Annotated in this window: 13 protein-coding genes; 8 read left to right on the top strand and 5 right to left on the bottom strand. The window is 74.2% G+C overall.

Going from position 1 to position 15,495, the window contains the following annotated elements:
- Nucleotides 1–236 precede the first annotated feature (236 nt).
- Nucleotides 237–800 carry a MarR family winged helix-turn-helix transcriptional regulator gene (locus ACI8AX_RS16255; protein WP_456550872.1) on the top strand — a complete coding sequence of 188 codons (564 nt, stop codon included), beginning with the start codon at nt 237–239 and terminating at the stop codon, nt 798–800.
- The gene (locus tag ACI8AX_RS16250) at nt 797–2,560 is read left to right on the top strand and encodes an MDR family MFS transporter (RefSeq protein ID WP_456550871.1); all 1,764 of its coding nucleotides are present in this window, start codon (nt 797–799) and stop codon (nt 2,558–2,560) included. The genes ACI8AX_RS16255 and ACI8AX_RS16250 overlap by 4 nt, the downstream gene beginning before the upstream one ends.
- Before the next feature lie 107 nt (nt 2,561–2,667).
- Here ACI8AX_RS16250 and ACI8AX_RS16245 read toward each other — a convergent pair whose 3' ends face one another.
- On the bottom strand, nt 2,668–3,837 hold the full coding sequence (locus ACI8AX_RS16245) for a zinc-dependent alcohol dehydrogenase (RefSeq protein WP_456550870.1): 1,170 nt from the start codon (nt 3,835–3,837) through the stop codon (nt 2,668–2,670).
- Entirely contained in the window at nt 3,834–4,292 is a 459-nt protein-coding gene (locus ACI8AX_RS16240; protein ID WP_456550869.1) for a hypothetical protein, read from the bottom strand. Before ACI8AX_RS16240 ends, ACI8AX_RS16245 begins: the two co-directional genes overlap by 4 nt.
- Nucleotides 4,293–4,401: 109 nt before the next feature.
- On the opposite strand from ACI8AX_RS16240, the gene ACI8AX_RS16235 reads away from it, so the two are divergent.
- On the top strand, nt 4,402–6,198 hold the full coding sequence (locus tag ACI8AX_RS16235; protein WP_456550868.1) for an acyl-CoA dehydrogenase: 1,797 nt from the start codon (nt 4,402–4,404) through the stop codon (nt 6,196–6,198).
- A gap of 72 nt (nt 6,199–6,270) precedes the next feature.
- On the opposite strand, the gene ACI8AX_RS16230 is transcribed toward ACI8AX_RS16235, so the two are convergent.
- Nucleotides 6,271–6,447 (bottom strand): hypothetical protein, encoded by a 177-nt coding sequence (locus ACI8AX_RS16230; RefSeq protein WP_456550867.1) that lies wholly within the window; start codon nt 6,445–6,447, stop codon nt 6,271–6,273.
- A 283-nt stretch (nt 6,448–6,730) separates the two neighbouring features.
- Here ACI8AX_RS16230 and ACI8AX_RS16225 point away from each other — a divergent pair, with 283 nt between their 5' ends.
- Both ACI8AX_RS16225 and ACI8AX_RS16220 read left to right on the top strand, forming a co-directional pair.
- The gene (locus tag ACI8AX_RS16225; protein WP_456550866.1) at nt 6,731–8,155 is read left to right on the top strand and encodes an MFS transporter; all 1,425 of its coding nucleotides are present in this window, start codon (nt 6,731–6,733) and stop codon (nt 8,153–8,155) included.
- A gap of 100 nt (nt 8,156–8,255) precedes the next feature.
- Nucleotides 8,256–9,299: a YihY/virulence factor BrkB family protein gene (locus ACI8AX_RS16220; RefSeq protein WP_456550865.1), complete on the top strand. Its 1,044-nt coding sequence runs from the start codon at nt 8,256–8,258 to the stop codon at nt 9,297–9,299.
- A gap of 286 nt (nt 9,300–9,585) precedes the next feature.
- On the opposite strand, the gene ACI8AX_RS16215 is transcribed toward ACI8AX_RS16220, so the two are convergent.
- Complete coding sequence (locus ACI8AX_RS16215) at nt 9,586–10,293, bottom strand: hemerythrin domain-containing protein (protein WP_456550864.1); 708 nt, start codon at nt 10,291–10,293, stop codon at nt 9,586–9,588.
- A gap of 150 nt (nt 10,294–10,443) precedes the next feature.
- Between ACI8AX_RS16215 and ACI8AX_RS16210 the strand changes: the two genes are divergently transcribed.
- Nucleotides 10,444–11,619, top strand: a complete 1,176-nt coding sequence (locus ACI8AX_RS16210) for an acyl-CoA dehydrogenase family protein (RefSeq protein ID WP_456550863.1) — start codon at nt 10,444–10,446, stop codon at nt 11,617–11,619.
- Between the two features lie 216 nt (nt 11,620–11,835).
- Here ACI8AX_RS16210 and ACI8AX_RS16205 read toward each other — a convergent pair whose 3' ends face one another.
- The gene (locus ACI8AX_RS16205; protein ID WP_456550862.1) at nt 11,836–12,678 is read right to left on the bottom strand and encodes a class II aldolase/adducin family protein; all 843 of its coding nucleotides are present in this window, start codon (nt 12,676–12,678) and stop codon (nt 11,836–11,838) included.
- Between the two features lie 164 nt (nt 12,679–12,842).
- On the opposite strand from ACI8AX_RS16205, the gene ACI8AX_RS16200 reads away from it, so the two are divergent.
- Nucleotides 12,843–14,645, top strand: coding sequence for a PHA/PHB synthase family protein (locus tag ACI8AX_RS16200; protein ID WP_456550861.1), 1,803 nt, complete (start codon nt 12,843–12,845; stop codon nt 14,643–14,645).
- Nucleotides 14,635–15,474, top strand: a complete 840-nt coding sequence (gene phaZ / locus ACI8AX_RS16195; RefSeq protein WP_456550860.1) for a poly(3-hydroxyalkanoate) depolymerase — start codon at nt 14,635–14,637, stop codon at nt 15,472–15,474. The genes ACI8AX_RS16200 and phaZ overlap by 11 nt, the downstream gene beginning before the upstream one ends.
- Nucleotides 15,475–15,495 lie beyond the last annotated feature (21 nt).

Genomic DNA, 15,495 nt, shown 5'->3' with positions numbered 1-15,495 from the left:
GGGCTGGTCCCGGTGTCCGGTCGGGACGGTCCGGCGCGCGTGGTGACCGGCTGGGCGGGTACCGGTCCTCCCAGGATCCCACTCCCCGCGACACGGTCCGGTCGAGGCAGCGGCCGGCGTGCCCGACGTCACGCTCGATGCGTCCTGCAACTGGATGCGTGCACTCAACAACCGGTTGTACCGTGCACCTGTTCCCGGCGCCGCGCCGCCGTCCCGCCTCCGATTCCGGAGACCTCGTGAGCCCTCCCGCACCGGCGATCCCTGACGTCCGCACGGCTCAGCTGCACACCCTCGGCGAGCAGTTGCCGCGGATGATGCGGGTGATCCACGCGCTCAAGGCCGCCACCGCGGGCGACAGCCGTGACCGGGCGGCCCACGTGCTGCTCTTCCCGCTCGTCCGGCTCGGGCCCCTGCGGCAGGGCGCTCTCGCCGACCTGGTGCACGCCGACCCCTCCACGGTCAGCCGGCACGTGGCCACGCTCGTCGAGGGCGGGCTGGTGCAGCGCGTCGCCGACGAGCGGGACGGCCGGGCCAGCCGGCTGGTCGTCACCGACGCGGGGCACGCCGCGCTCGCGTCGCTCCGGGCCGAGCGGGAGGCCGTCCTCGCGCGGGTCACCGCCGACTGGGACGACGCCGACCTCGCCGCCCTCACCGACCTCTTCGGGCGCCTCCTGGACGGCCTGACCGCCGTCCTGCCCTCCGACGCCACGCCCGACACCCCGCCCGACACCACGGCCGACACCACGGCCGACGCCACGGCCGACGCCACGGCCCTCCCCGATCCGAGAGAGACCCGATGACCCGGACCACCCCCGCGCCGACGCCCGCCGGGGCGACCGCCCCCGGCGACGACGGCGCCTTCACCCACCGGCAGATCGTCACGATCATCGTCGGGCTGATGGTGGCCATGTTCCTGGCCGCCCTGGACCAGACCGTCGTCGCCACCGCGATCCGCACGATCGCCGACGACCTCGACGGCTTCGACCTGCAGGCCTGGGCGACGACGGCCTTCCTCATCACGTCGACGATCTCGACGCCGCTCTACGGGAAGCTGTCCGACATCTACGGGCGGCGGCCGTTCTACCTGTTCGCGATCGCGGCCTTCGTCGTCGGCTCGGCGCTGTGCGGCATCTCGACGTCGATGTACGAGCTGGCCGTGTGGCGGGCCGTTCAGGGCGTCGGCGCCGGCGGCCTGATGTCGCTGGCGCTGGCGATCATCGGCGACATCGTGCCGCCGCGGGAGCGCTCCCGGTACCAGGGCTACTTCATGGCCGTCTTCGGCAGCTCGAGCGTGCTCGGCCCGGTCGTCGGCGGCTTCCTCGCCGGCCAGGAGTCGCTGGCCGGCCTGGCCGGCTGGCGCTGGATCTTCTGGATCAACGTGCCGCTGGGCATCCTCGCCTTCGCCGTCGTCATGCGGGTGCTGCACCTGCCGCACGAGCGCCGCGAGCACCGCATCGACTGGCCCGGCGCGCTCGCGCTGGTCACCTTCCTGGTGCCGCTGCTGATCGTCGCCGAGCAGGGCCGCATCTGGGGCTGGACCGACCCGAGGTCGGTCACCTGCTACGTCGTCGGCGCCGTCGGCTTCGTGCTCTTCGTCCTGGCCGAGCGCCGCTACGGCGACGACGCGCTGCTGCCACTGCGGCTGTTCCGCAACCGCAGCTTCAGCGTCGCGGGCGTCGGCAGCATCCTGGTCGGTGCCGGCATGTTCGGCGGCCTGCTGCTGCTCCCGCAGTACCTGCAGATCGTCAAGGGCTCCAGCGCCACCGAGGCCGGCCTGCAGATGATCCCGCTGGTGGTCGGGATCATGACCGGGGCGATGAGCTCCGGCATCGCGATCAGCCGCACCGGCCGCTACAAGGTCTTCCCGCTCGTCGGCATCGTGTTCATGGCCGCGGCCCTGCTCGGCATGTCGCTGCTCGTCGGGGTCGACACCTCGGTCTGGGCGCTCGTGCCGCTGATGGTCCTGCTCGGCCTGGGTCTGGGCTTCAACTTCCAGCCGGTGATCATCGCGGTGCAGAACGCCGTCTCCCCGCGGGAGATGGGTGTGGCGACGTCGTCGGTGACGTTCTTCCGGCAGATGGGCGGCACGATCGGGACGGCGGTGTTCCTCTCGGTGCTGTTCACCCGCCTGCCGGTCGAGATCGGCGACTCCTTCCGCGCCGCGGGCATCGACACCGCCGGCGGCGGGGTGGACCTGGAGTCGGCGCTGAGCGACACCTCGCGGGTCGCCGGGCTGCCGGCGCCGGTGGTGCACGCCTTCGGCGACGGCTTCTCCAACGCCATGGACCTGGTGTTCCTGATCGCCGCCCTCGTGGTCGCGGCCGGCTTCTTCGTGATGCTGTTCCTGCCGCAGCTGGCGCTGTCGAACAAGTCCGGCATCCAGGCCCGGCAGGCCGCCGACCAGGCCACCGCGACGGGCGACCCGGCGCCGGCCGACGACGCCGTCCGCGCCGCCGGCGCCGCCGCCCCGACGTCGGTCAGCCCGGCGCAGGGCCCGGCGGCCGGTGACGGCACGCAGGGCGACGGCGTGGCCGACCGCGGACCCCGCCACCGCGCGTAGCGGGGGGCCCTCGGTGTCGGCTCTGCGGGCGCCCTCCGGACGTTGCGGGCAGGATCAGGCCCGCAACGTCCGGAGACGGTCCGCAGGGTCGCGCCGCAGCGCCGCTGTCACGGCACGAAGACGGCGCGGACGCAGCCGTCCTGCTTCTCCTTGAACAGCTCGTAGCCGCGGGGCGCGTCGTCCAGCGGCATCACGTGCGTGGCGAGGTGCTCGGTGACCAGCTCCCCGCTCTCCATCCACTCCAGCAGCCGCGGGATGTAGCGGGGCCCGTGCACCTGCGCCCCGCGCAGGGTCAGCCCCTTGTTCATGAGGGCGCCGAGCGGGAACTTGTCCACCATCGACGCGAAGACGCCGAGGGTGAACACGCTGCCGCCCTTCCGGCAGGCCATGACCGCCTCGCGGACGGCGGTCGGCCGGTCGGTCTGCAGCCGCAGCTGCTGCTTCACCTGGTCGTAGGCGCCGTGGACGCCGGGGCTGTGCGCCTCCATGCCCACGGCCTCGATGCACACGTCCGGCCCGCGGCCGCCGGTGAGCTCACGCAGCTCGGCGGCCACGTCGGTGGTCGTGTAGTCGATGGTCTCCGCCCCGGCGTACGTGCGCGCCTGCTCCAGCCGCTCGGGGAGACGGTCGATCACGACGATGCGCTCGGCACCGACGAGGGCCGCGATCCGGGCCGCCATCTGCCCCACCCCGCCGGCGCCCCACACCGCGACGGTGTCGCCGGGCTGCACGCCGCCGAGGTCCACCCCGGTGAAGGCGGTCGAGGCGGCGTCGGAGGCGAACAGCGCCCGGTCGTCGGAGACGCCGTCGGGGACGACGAAGCTGCCGACGTCGGCGAAGGGAACCCGCACGTACTCCGCGTGGCTGCCGGCGTAGCCGCCGACGGCGTGCGAGTAGCCGATGCAGCCGCCGACGCTCTGGCCCCACAGCCCCTCGGTGATCCCGGGGTTGGGGTTGCTGTTGTCGCACAGCGAGTACAGCTCGTGGCGGCAGTACCAGCAGGAGCCGCAGGAGACGAACGAGGCGACGACGACCCGGTCGCCCACCTCCCGCTCCCGGACCCCCTTGCCGACCTCGACGACCTCGCCCATGAACTCGTGGCCGATCACGTCGCCGGCCCGCATGAAGGGGATGTAGCCCGACAGCAGGTGCAGGTCGGAGCCGCAGGTCGTCGTCCGCCGCACCCTCAGGATCACGTCGTGGTCGTTGAGCAGCTGCGGCTCGGGGACGTCCTCCACCGACAGCTGGTTGACCCCGGTCCAGGTCACCGCCTTCACAGCACGCCCTCCTTCTTGGCGCGCGCGACCGCGCCGTCGAGCAGCCGGCCGTTCGGCGTCTGCGCGCGGTGGCCGTGCGGGCGCGGGTCCATCCGCAGCACCTCGCCGACCTCGAGCAGCTGCTTGGCGGTGCGCAGCGCGGCCCGCAGCCGGCCGATCTCCTCCTCCGAGGCCTCCCCCCGGTAGCGGGCGGCGATCTCGGTGCCCTTGTCGCCGGGCGCGGGCGTGACCCGGACCTCGACCAGCGTCCCCAGCGCGGCCAGGGGCGCGGGCAGGGCGGCGGGGTCGACGTCGGACGGCGCGCACAGCACCGTCACCGCCCGCCAGCGCCGCGCGGCCCGCGCGGGATCGTCGGACACCGAGGCGGTGCCGACGCCCGGCAGCTTCAGGCCCTGCAGACGGCTGAGCAGGGCGCCACCGAGGTCGGCGGCACGGTCGAGGAGCGGGTTGGGCATGGATCCCCCTTGGCGGACGAGTCGTTCCCACCTACCCGCGAGACCGGCCGGGGCAACCGGCCTACGGTGAGGCGTACCGCCCGTCGCCGTGCGCTCCTGGAGGCCCCCCGTGCCCGCGTCCTCGCTGATCCTCAACCGCCGGGACCTGCAGTTCCTGCTGCACGAGTGGCTCGAGGTGGAGAGCCTGGTGAAGCGGGAGCGCTACGCCGAGCACTCCCGCGAGACCTTCGACGCCGTCCTCGAGCTGGCCGAGCAGATCGCCACCGAGCACTTCGCGCCGCACAACCGCACGGCCGACGAGAACGAGCCCCGGTTCGTCGACGGCCGGGTGGAGATGATCCCCGAGGTCAAGCAGGCCCTCGACGTCTTCGCCGAGGCGGGCCTGATGGCCAGCGAGTTCGACGAGCGCTTCGGCGGCATGCAGCTGCCGCACACCGTCGGGCAGGCGGTGTTCGCCTGGTTCAAGGCGGCGAACGTGGGGACGTCGGCCTACCCGTTCCTCACCATGGCCAACGCCCGGCTGCTCATCGCCCACGGCAGCCAGGAGCAGGTGGACACCTACGTGGCGCCGATGGTCGAGGGCCGCTGGTTCGGCACGATGGCGCTGTCGGAGCCGCAGGCCGGGTCCTCGCTGGCCGACATCACCACCCGCGCCGAGCGCCAGGACGACGGCACCTACCGGCTGACCGGCAACAAGATGTGGATCTCCGGCGGCGACCACGAGCTGACCGAGAACATCGTCCACCTGGTGCTCGCCAAGGTCCCCGGCGGGCCCCCCGGCGTGAAGGGCATCTCGCTGTTCGTCGTCCCCAAGTACCTGGTGGGCACCGACGGCGCCCTCGGCGAGCGCAACGACGTCGTCCTCGCCGGGCTCAACCACAAGATGGGCTACCGGGGGACGACGAACACGCTGCTCAACTTCGGCGAGGGCGTGCACACCCCCGGCGGGCGGGCGGGCGCGGTCGGGTACCTCGTCGGGGAGGAGCACCGCGGCCTCACCTACATGTTCCACATGATGAACGAGGCGCGGATCGGCGTCGGGATGGGCGCGACCGTGCTCGGCTACACCGGGTACCTGCACGCGCTGGAGTACGCGCGCACCCGCACCCAGGGCCGCCCGCCCACGGCCAAGGACCCGAGCAGCCCGCCGGTGCGGATCGTCGAGCACACCGACGTCCGCCGGATGCTGCTCGCCGCGAAGTCCTACGCCGAGGGCGGCATGGCGCTGGGTCTGTACTGCGCGCGGCTGGTCGACGAGGAGCAGACCGCGGAGACGCCCGAGGCCCGCGACCGCGCCCACCTGCTGCTGGAGATGCTGACCCCCGTCGCCAAGGCCTGGCCCTCGCAGTGGGGGCCGGTCGCCGACGACCTGGCCATCCAGGTGCACGGCGGCTACGGCTACACCCGCGACTACCCCGTCGAGCAGTTCTACCGGGACAACCGGCTGAACCCGATCCACGAGGGCACCAACGGCATCCAGGGTCTGGACCTGCTCGGCCGCAAGGTGCTGATGCAGGGCGGCGCCGGGCTGCGGCTGCTCGGCGAGACCATCACCGCCACCACCGCGCGCGCCGCCCGCACCGGCTGGGCCGGCTTCGCCGCGGACCTGGAGGCGGCGGTCACCCGGCTCGGCGCGGTGACCGGCACGCTGTGGGGCGCCGGCGACCCGGCGGTCACCCTGGCCAACGCCACCGCCTACCTCGAGGCGGCCGGGCACGTCGTCGTCGCCTGGCTGTGGCTGGAGCAGGCGCTGGCCACCCGCGAGGAGACCAGCGACTTCCACGAGGGCAAGCGCGCCGCCGCCCGCTACTTCCACCGCTACGAGCTGCCCAAGGTGCACACCCAGCTGGACCTGCTGGAGTCGCTCGACCGGACCGTGCTCGACACCGACGAGCGCTGGCTGTGACACACCCGCGCCCCGCGGCTCACGAGGAGCGGCGGGGCGCGGTGGGTGCGAGCCGGCGGGCGCCGGCCCGGGTCAGGCGCTGACGGCGGTCGCCGGCACCGGCTCCGCAGCGGTCGTCGCGGCGGACCGGACGGCCTGCGCGGCGCGCTGCTCGCGCTCGTAGCGGGCGGTGCTGGAGGACCCCATCACGATCACCAGTCCGGTCAGGACCAGGAACCCGAGGAGGGTCACGGCCGGCCAGAACATCATCGAGGACTTCCCCCTGTCGTACTCTCCGCCGGCCCGCCAGGTGCGCGGGGCGGCATGTCGTCGGGACCTGTGTTGCCCGTGGATCTACCTCTCAATCGTCGATACGTGATCACTTCCTGACTCCTGGTGATGCGATTCACAGGCCCGGCCGGCCCGGCGGACCTCCGCGACGGCGTGCTCTGATCCTGGGGTGACGCACCCACCCGCGACTCCGCGTCCGGTTCCGGCGGGTCCCGCCCGTCCGGCGCGTCACGGCCCGCTCGTGCTGACGCTCGCACTCGCAGTGACCACGCTCTCGCTCCTGCAGAGCCTGGTCGTGCCGCTGCTGGGGACCATCGCCGAGGAGCTCGGGGTCTCGGCGGCCGCCGCCGGCTGGGTGCTGACGGCGAACCTGCTCGCCGCGGCCGTCTCGACGCCGGTGCTGGGCCGGCTCGGGGACACCCGTGGCGAGCGGCCGGTGTTCCTCGGGATCCTCGCCGTGGTCGCGGCGGGCACCGTGCTGACGCTGGTGGCGACCTCGCTGCCGCTGCTGCTGGCCGGCCGTGCGCTCCAGGGGACCTCCTACGGCCTGTTCCCGCTCGCGATCAGCGTGCTGCGCCGGGAGCTGCCCGGCGAGCGGCTCAGCGTCGCGATGTCGGTGGTGAGCAGCACGCTGGCGGTGGGCGGCGTGGTCGGGCTGGTCGCGACCGGCCTGCTCTCCCGCGGCTCGGGCAGCTACCGGGACGCGTTCTGGATCGGGCTGGCCGTCGCGCTGCTGACCCTGGTCATGGCCGCGCTGGTGCTGCCCCGCCGTCCCCCGACCGCCTCCGGCACCGTCGACTGGTGGGGCGCGGCCACGCTCGGCGCCGGCCTGGTGCTGCTCCTGCTGCCGGTGTCGCAGGGCAACGCCTGGGGGTGGACGTCGGTCCCGACGCTCGCCTGCGCGGCCGGCGCGGTCGCCGTCCTCGCCGGGTGGGTGGTCCTGCAGCGCCGGCGCCGGGACCCGCTCGTCCGGCCGGCGCTGCTCACCGACCCGCGGACGCTGGCCCCCAACGTGGCCGGGCTGATGACCGGCCTGGGCCTGTTCGTGTCCTTCATCGCCGTCATGCAGTACGTGCAGACGCCGGCGGAGGTGGCCGGCTACGGCTTCGGGGCGTCGGTGCTCGAGGCGGCGGTGGTCTACCTGCTGCCGGGCGGTGTCGCCGGCATCGTGCTCGCGCCGCTGGCCGGCCGGGTCGTCGCGCGGATCGGCGCGCTGCCCACCCTGCTGGCCGGCGGGCTGGCGGGGCTGGTCGGCTTCGGGTTGCTGGCCCTCCTGCGCGGCGCGCCGGCCGGGGTGGTGGCCGGCGGGCTGCTGACCCAGGTCTGGGTGACCGTCGCCTACGCCGCGCTCCCGACGCTCGTCGTCCAGGCGGTGCGGCCGAGCGAGACCGGGGTGGCCAACGCCGTCAACTCGATCACCCGGTCGGTCGGCCAGGCGGTGGGGAGCGCCCTGACCGTGGCGCTGCTGACCGCCGGCACCGACCCGGCGACCGGGCTGCCCCGGGCGTCGGCGTTCACGCTCGTGTGCCTGATCGGCGTCGCCGCGGCACTGGTCGTCGCCCTGGTCAGCCTCGTCGCGATGCTGCGCGGGCGGGGGCGGCCGGCCGGTGGGCCGGACCCCCTGGCCGACGTCGAGCAGGCCACCGCGGGGTCGGGCGAGTGGTCCCCGGTGAGCGGCCTGCGCTGATCGCGGACGGGTCACGACACCCCGGCGCGGCGAATGGAACGGCGCCGTCCGGGGCACCGGGGACGGAGAACGCTGTAAACGCCCCGACCGGAGGACTCCGATGGCCCGATCCACCGGCTCCCGCAGCAGCGGCACCGCTGCGAAGGACACCCGCTTCTCCGGCAACGTCGCCGGCGACCCGGCACCCCACGACGACAAGGTCAACTCGACCCGGTTCGACAACGCCCCCCGCGGCGCGGACACGGCGCCCACCACGATGGGCACGATCAAGCGCACGGTGAAGGAGTTCAGCGAGGACCAGCTCACCGACCGTGCTGCGTCACTGACGTACTACGGCGTCCTCGCGCTGTTCCCCGCGATCATCGCCCTGCTGTCGATCGTCGGTCTGCTGACCGACCCGCGGCAGCTCTCCGACGCCCTCACCGCGGTCGTCCCGGCCGACGCGGCCGACACGCTCAACCCCGTGATCGAGCAGATCGCCGGCAACACGAGCACGGCCGGCTTCGGGCTGGTCATCGGTCTCGCCGCCGCCATCTGGTCGGCCTCCGGCTACGTCGGCGCCTTCACCCGGGCGGCCAACGTGGTCTACGAGACGCCCGAGGGCCGCAAGATCTGGAAGCTCAAGCCGCTCCAGCTGCTGATCACGCTGATCGGCGTCCTCTTCGCCGCGCTCATCGTCGCGATGCTGGTGCTCAGCGGCCCGGTCGTGGAGGCCGTGGGCAGCGCCATCGGGCTGGGCGACACCACGCTGACGGTGTGGAACGTCGTCAAGTGGCCGGTGATGGTGGTCCTGCTGGCCCTGATGATCGCGATCCTCTACTACGCCACCCCGAACGCGAAGCTGCGTGGCTTCAAGTGGGTGAGCCCCGGCGCGGGCGTCGCGATCCTCGTCGCCGTCGTGGCCTCGGCCGCGTTCGCGTTCTACGTCAGCAACTTCGGCAGCTACAACAAGACCTACGGCGCGCTGGCCGGCGTCGTGATCTTCCTGATCTGGTTCTGGCTGATCAACCTGTCGCTGCTGTTCGGCATCGAGCTCGACGCCGAGCTCGAGCGGACCAAGGAGCTCAAGGAGGGCGTGCCGGAGGCCCACAAGGAGATCCAGCTCGACGCCCGCGCCGAGCCCAAGCCGCGCCAGACGAACTAGCCGCCGCGGCACACGAGGAGAGGCCCGGTCCCCCGCGGGGGCCGGGCCTCTCCTCGTGCACGGAGTCGGGGGGGGGGGGGGGGGGGGGGGGGGGGGGGGGGGGGGGCGGGGGGGGGGGGGGGGGGGGGGGGGGGGGGGGGGGGGGGGGGGGGGGGGGCCGCGGGGGGGGCCCCCCCCGCCGCGCCCGCGGCCCCCCCCCCCCCCCCCCCCCCCCCCCCCCCCCCCCCCCCCCCCCCCCCCCCCCCCCCCCCCCCCCCCCCCCCCCCCCCCCCCCCCCCCACTCCGGTCAGCGGGAGGTGGGCGGGCGGTCGCCGTGCCGGGCCGGCGGTGTGCGCTCCACCAGCGCGGCCACCCCCGCCAGCCCACGGCTGACCGCCTCACCGACCGGCGCCAGCCGCTCCGGTGCCCGGCGGACGCCGGCGTCGACCCAGTCCCGCGTGCGGTCGAGCACCGACAGCGGCAGCGCCGACAGCGCGTTGCCCGGCGGACGGCGCGCCACGGTGGGGTGCGGGCGGGTGGGCGAGATCCGCCGCACCAGCTCCCACTGCCGGCCCAGCCGGCGCAGCTCGTGCGGGTCGAGCCGCTCCTGCAGCCGCGGCAGCAGCACGTCCTCCTCGTCCCGGACGTCCTCGCGCAGCACCTGCACCAGGCGGGCCAGGCGCGCCGGCCGCTGCGGGTCGTCCAGGCCGCCCTCCTCGAGCGCCGCCACGAGTTCGTTGACCTCCTGGTGCTCCTCCTCGATGCGCAGGGTGAGCTCCTCGCCGTCGGGCAGCACCCGGCGGACGGCGGGCCACAGCACCGCCTCCTCGGCGAAGGCGTGCGCGAAGACCAGCCGGTCGATGCGCTGCAGCACCTCCTCCTGCTCGCGGCCGGTGCTGCCGTCGAGCTCGTGCAGCAGCTCGTCGAGCCGGACGTGCTCGCGGCGCTGCCGGGTCAGGACGCTGCCGGGGCCGCCGAGGTCGGCCTCGGTCTGGTCGGCGATGGAACGGGGCACGGGGACGACCTCTCGATGCGGGACGGATCCGTCCCCCTCTTCCCCGCGGCGTCGTGCGGCATGCCACGCGGGCGCCCGGGTTGCCCGTCCCGCCCGCGCGGGTAGGCCCTGCGCCCGCGGACGACGGAGACCGCGGCCCGAGGAGGCACGATGACCCCGCCCGTGACGTCGGACTTCTACGAGCTCGAGGCGCTGCTGGACGACGCGGACCGCGAGGTGCTGCACCGCGTGCGGGCGTTCATGGACGAGCGGGTCGAGCCGGTCATCAACGACTTCTGGACCCGCGGGGAGTTCCCGCACGAGCTCGTCCCGGGCCTGGCCGAGCTCGGCGTCGCCGGCGCGCAGTACTCCGGGTACGGCTCCCCCGGCCGGTCGGCGCTGTTCGACGGGATGGTCGCGATGGAGTTCTCCCGCGGCGACCCGTCGATCGCCACGTTCATGGGCGTCCACGGCGGCCTGGCCATGGGCACGGTGCACCTGTGCGGCTCCGAGGAGCAGAAGGAGCGCTGGCTGCCGGCGATGTCCCGCATGGAGCTGATCGGCGCCTTCGGCCTGACCGAGCCCGACCACGGTTCCGACGTCGCCCGCGGCCTGCAGACGACGGCCCGCCGCGAGGGCGACGAGTGGGTGCTGACCGGCGCGAAGAAGTGGATCGGCAACGGCAGCTTCGCCGACCTGGTGATCATCTGGGCGCGGGACGAGGAGACCGACCAGGTGCTCGGCTTCGTCGTCGAGAAGGGGGCGCCGGGGTTCTCCGCCGTCGACCTGAAGGACAAGATCGCGCTGCGGGCGGTGCAGAACGCGCACATCACCCTGGACGGCGTCCGGGTGCCGGAGACCGACCGGCTGCAGGGCGCGAACTCCTTCCGCGACACCGCGCAGGTGCTCCGGGCGACGCGGGTGAGCGTGGCCTGGTCGGCGGTCGGGTGCTCGCGCGGCGCCTACGAGCACGCGCTGCGCTACGCCGAGGGCCGGCAGCAGTTCGGCAAGCCGATCACGAGCTTCCAGCTGGTGCAGGACCTGCTGTTCCGGATGCTCGGCAACATCACCGCCTCGGCCACGCTGTGCGCCCGGGCCTCGCAGCTGCAGGACTGCGGGATGCTCAAGGACGAGCACGCCTCGATGGCGAAGGCGTACAGCACCATGCGCATGCGCGAGACCGTCGGCTGGGCCCGGGAGCTGATGGGCGGCAACGGGATCCTGCTGGAGAACCACGTCGGCCGGTACGTCGCCGACGCCGAGGCCATCTACTCCTACGAGGGCACCCGCGAGGTGAACAGCCTCATCGTCGGCCGCGCCGTCACCGGCGAGAGCGCGCTGGTCTGAGCCGCCCTGCGGTCACGACCGTGCACTCCTCCACCGCACGACGGGTCCGTCAGGTGGCGGAGTGCACGACCGCAGCCCGGCACGCGCCTGGCGCCGGAGCGTCGTCCCTCTGCCGGCCGGCTCCGGGAGCCGATCGGCCGGTGACGGCCAACGCTTCGGGAGCTCACTCGTCGAGTGGCCACCCGGGCACCCGAGCGACGGGCCGGCGGCGGCGTCCTACTCGAAGAGGTCGGGCTGGTCGCGGCTGATCCGCTCCCAGATGGGCTGGAACTGGAACCAGCCGGCGAACTCGTAGCCGACCTGCCCGCGGGTGACCGTGGCCTCCTCGTGCCCGATCCGCCGCGGCGGGGTGCCCAGCCCGGCGGCCGCGGCGTAGGCGGTGAGCTGGGCCTGGGCGGTGCGCTCGAGCGTGAGGAACCACCAGGCCGCGCTGTCGACCGAGGTGCCGACGGTCAGCATGCCGTGGTTGCGCAGGATCACGGCCTTGTGCTGCCCGAGCGCGGCGCCGATCCGGCGGCCCTCCTCGGGGTCGAGCACGACGCCGGAGTAGCTGTCGTGCACCCCGATGTCCTCGTAGAACGCGCAGGAGTCCTGGGTGAGCGGCTCGATCGTCATGTCCAGGCAGGACAGCGTCTTGCCGTAGGGGCCGTGGGCGTGCGCGGCGGCCAGGACGTCGGGGCGGGCGGCGTGCACCGCGGTGTGGATGGCGATCGCCGCGCCGTTGACCGCCCGGTCGCCCTCGACGACCTCGCCGTCCTCGTCGACCCGGACCAGGTCGCTGCTGCGGATCATGCTGAAGTGCATCCCGAAGGGGTTCACCCAGAACGTGTCGGGCGCCTCGGGGTCGCGGACGGTGATGTGCCCGGCCACGCCCTCGTCGAGCCCCGCCCTGCTGAACATCCGGAACGCCGCGGCCAGCTTGGCCTTACGGTGCGCGCGCTCCTCCTCGACGGAGCCGAAGACCGGCGGCGTGGCCATCCGCAGCTGCCGGCCGGCGGCGTCGGTGTCGGCGGCCGCCGCGGGCAGCGGGGTCGGGGTGGACCGGTCGGTCACGGTCATCGCAGAACTCCTCCGCACGTGGGCGGCGCCGGTGCCGCACGCCTGCGAGTGTGCCCGACGTGACGGCGTCCGGGCGGGGCCACCCGGCCACCGCGCCGGAGCTGCGCGACTCTGGTTGAGTGGTCGGGGTCACAGCTGCCACCGAGCACCTCGAGGAGGCCGGCATGACCACGACCGCCCGCGACACCGCCCGTGACACCGCCGGGGACACGGAGTCCCCGCGCGGCGAGCCCACGACCGCGCCCGCGGCCACGCGCGAGCGCACCGAGACCGGTCCCGACCGGGCCCCCGAGGCGGCCGCCGAGGCCATGACCGGGCTGGACATGGTGCTCGTGGACGGCGCGCGGGGGCCGCTGCGCCGGCTGCTCCCGCCGGCGCGGACAGCGGTCCGCTTCGGGGCCTCCCTGGCCCGCCGGCCCGACGTGGTGGCCCGCCGGGCCGGCACGCTGGCGCAGGACCTCGCCCGCATCGCCGTCGGCCGCAGCGACATCGAGGCCTCGCCCAAGGACAAGCGCTTCGCCGACCCGGCGTGGACGGGCAACCCGCTGCTGCACCGCGCGATGCAGGCCCACATCGCCACCGCCCGCGCGGCGGTCGGCCTGGTCGACGACGCCGACCTCGACTGGCAGGACGACGAGCGCATCCGCTTCTCGCTGACCAACCTGGTCGACGCGCTGGCCCCGAGCAACGTGCCGCCGCTCAACCCGCTGATGTGGAAGGCGGTCATCGACACCGGCGGGAAGAACGCCGTCGAAGGGCTGCGCCGGCTCGTCGCCGACATCACCTCGCCGCCGCGCGTGCCGTCGATGGTCGAGCCCGACGCCTTCACCGTCGGCGAGGACCTCGCGGTGACGCCGGGCTCGGTCGTCCTCCGGACGCCGGTCTTCGAGCTCATCCAGTACCGGCCGACGACCGAGCGGGTGCGCGCCGTGCCGCTGGTCGTCGTGCCGCCGACGATCAACAAGTACTACATCACCGACCTCGCGCCCGGCCGCAGCATCGTCGAGCACTACGTGGGCGCCGGCCAGCAGGTCTTCATGATCAGCTGGCGCAACCCGACCGCCGAGCACGCCGACTGGGGCATCGACGACTACGGGCAGGCGGTGCTCGACGCGATGGCCGCCGCGGAGGAGGTCACCGGCAGCGACCGGGTGGCCCTCCAGGCGTTCTGCTCCGGCGGGATCATCACCTCGATGGTCCTGGCGCACCTGGCCGCCACCACGGGCCTGGACCGGGTCGCCGCGGCCAGCTTCGCCGTCACCGTGCTCGACTGGGCCCGGGCCGGGACCGTGTCGGCGCTGATGGACCCCGAGGCCGTGCAGCAGGCGGTGGAGAAGTCGCGGGAGAAGGGCTACCTCGACGGCGCGATGCTCGCCGAGGTGTTCGCCTGGCTGCGGCCCAACGACCTGGTGTGGAACTACTGGGTCAACAACTACCTGCAGGGCAAGCCGCCACCGGCCTTCGACATCCTCTACTGGAACGCCGACACCACCCGGATGACCGCCGGGCTGCACCGCGACTTCATCCAGATCGCCGTGCAGAACGCGCTGACCCGGCCCGGCACGGCGACGATGCTGGGCACCCCGGTGGACCTGTCGGCCGTCGACGTCGACACCTACGTGACCGCCGGCGTCGCCGACCACCTGTGCCCCTGGCAGTCCTGCTACCGGACGACGCAGCTGCTCGGCGGGCGCAGCCGTTTCGTCCTCTCCACCAGCGGGCACATCGCCTCACTGGTGAACCCGCCGACCAACCCGAAGTCGACGTTCCAGGTGGCCGCGGAGACGCCGCCCGACCCCGAGCGGTGGCTGGCCTCGGCCGAGAAGGTGAAGGGCTCGTGGTGGCCGGACTTCGCCGCCTGGCTCGGCGAGCGCTGCGGTCCGGAGGTGCCGGCCCCGGAGCGCCTCGGCTCGGCCGCCCACCCGCCCCTGCAGGACGCTCCCGGGAGCTACGTGCATGAGACCTGACGCGAGCGACGCCCGCGCTCCCGAGACGGTCCGGACGGTCACCGCCGCCGGCCGGACCCTGCGCGTGGCCGTCCGCGCCGGCACCGACGAGGACGTGCCGCCGCTGCTGCTGATGAACGGCATCGGCGCGAGCCTCGAGGTGCTCCAGCCGTTCGTCGACGCGCTCTCGCCGCGGCGGACCGTGGTCCGCTTCGACGTCCCGGGGGTCGGCGGCTCGCCGCGGCCCGTGGTGCCCTACGTGCTGGGGACGCTGACGCCGGTCCTCGCGGGGGTGCTGTCGCGGCTCGGGTACGACCGGCCGGTCGACGTCCTGGGGCTGTCGTGGGGCGGCGGGCTGGCGCAGCACTTCGCCGTCCAGCACCGGCGGCGGTGCCGGCGGCTGGTCCTGGCCGCCACCGGCACGGGGACGCTGATGGTGCCCGGCTCCCCGCGCGTGCTCGGCCGGATGCTCACCCCGCGCCGGCACCGGGACCCGGAGTACGCGCGGTCGATCGCCGGCGACCTGTACGGCGGCACGATGCGCTCGGACCCCGACCGCGCGGCGCGGGTGCTGCACGCGGCCACCCGGATCGGCCCGCGGCGCGGCTACTACTACCAGCTGGCGTCGAGCACCGGGTGGAGCAGCCTGCCGTTCCTGCGGCTCATCCGGCAGCCGACCCTCGTCCTCGCCGGGGACGACGACCCCATCATCCCGGTGGCCAACGCCCGGATCATGGGACGGCTGCTCCCCGACGCGCAGGTGCACGTGTACCGCGGCGGTCACCTGGCGCTGGTCACCGAGGCGCCGACGCTGGCCCCGGTGGTCGAGGAGTTCCTCGACCGCGACTAGGGACCGGGACTAGGGACCGCG

It is taken from the genome of Blastococcus sp. SYSU D00813, from assembly GCF_054050735.1.
Note: the sequence above shows the minus strand (reverse complement) of the source record. Positions and strands in the feature narration are given on the sequence as shown.

Bases quoted from the DNA above. Each gene is read 5' to 3' on its own strand.
- ACI8AX_RS16240 (WP_456550869.1), bottom strand. From the start codon at position 4,292: ATGCCCAACCCGCTCCTCGACCGTGCCGCCGACCTCGGTGGCGCCCTG.
- ACI8AX_RS16210 (WP_456550863.1), top strand. From the start codon at position 10,444: ATGACCCCGCCCGTGACGTCGGACTTCTACGAGCTCGAGGCGCTGCTG.
- ACI8AX_RS16250 (WP_456550871.1), top strand. From the start codon at position 797: ATGACCCGGACCACCCCCGCGCCGACGCCCGCCGGGGCGACCGCCCCC.
- ACI8AX_RS16220 (WP_456550865.1), top strand. From the start codon at position 8,256: ATGGCCCGATCCACCGGCTCCCGCAGCAGCGGCACCGCTGCGAAGGAC.
- ACI8AX_RS16205 (WP_456550862.1), bottom strand. From the start codon at position 12,678: ATGACCGTGACCGACCGGTCCACCCCGACCCCGCTGCCCGCGGCGGCC.
- ACI8AX_RS16230 (WP_456550867.1), bottom strand. From the start codon at position 6,447: ATGATGTTCTGGCCGGCCGTGACCCTCCTCGGGTTCCTGGTCCTGACC.
- ACI8AX_RS16200 (WP_456550861.1), top strand. From the start codon at position 12,843: ATGACCACGACCGCCCGCGACACCGCCCGTGACACCGCCGGGGACACG.
- phaZ (WP_456550860.1), top strand. From the start codon at position 14,635: ATGAGACCTGACGCGAGCGACGCCCGCGCTCCCGAGACGGTCCGGACG.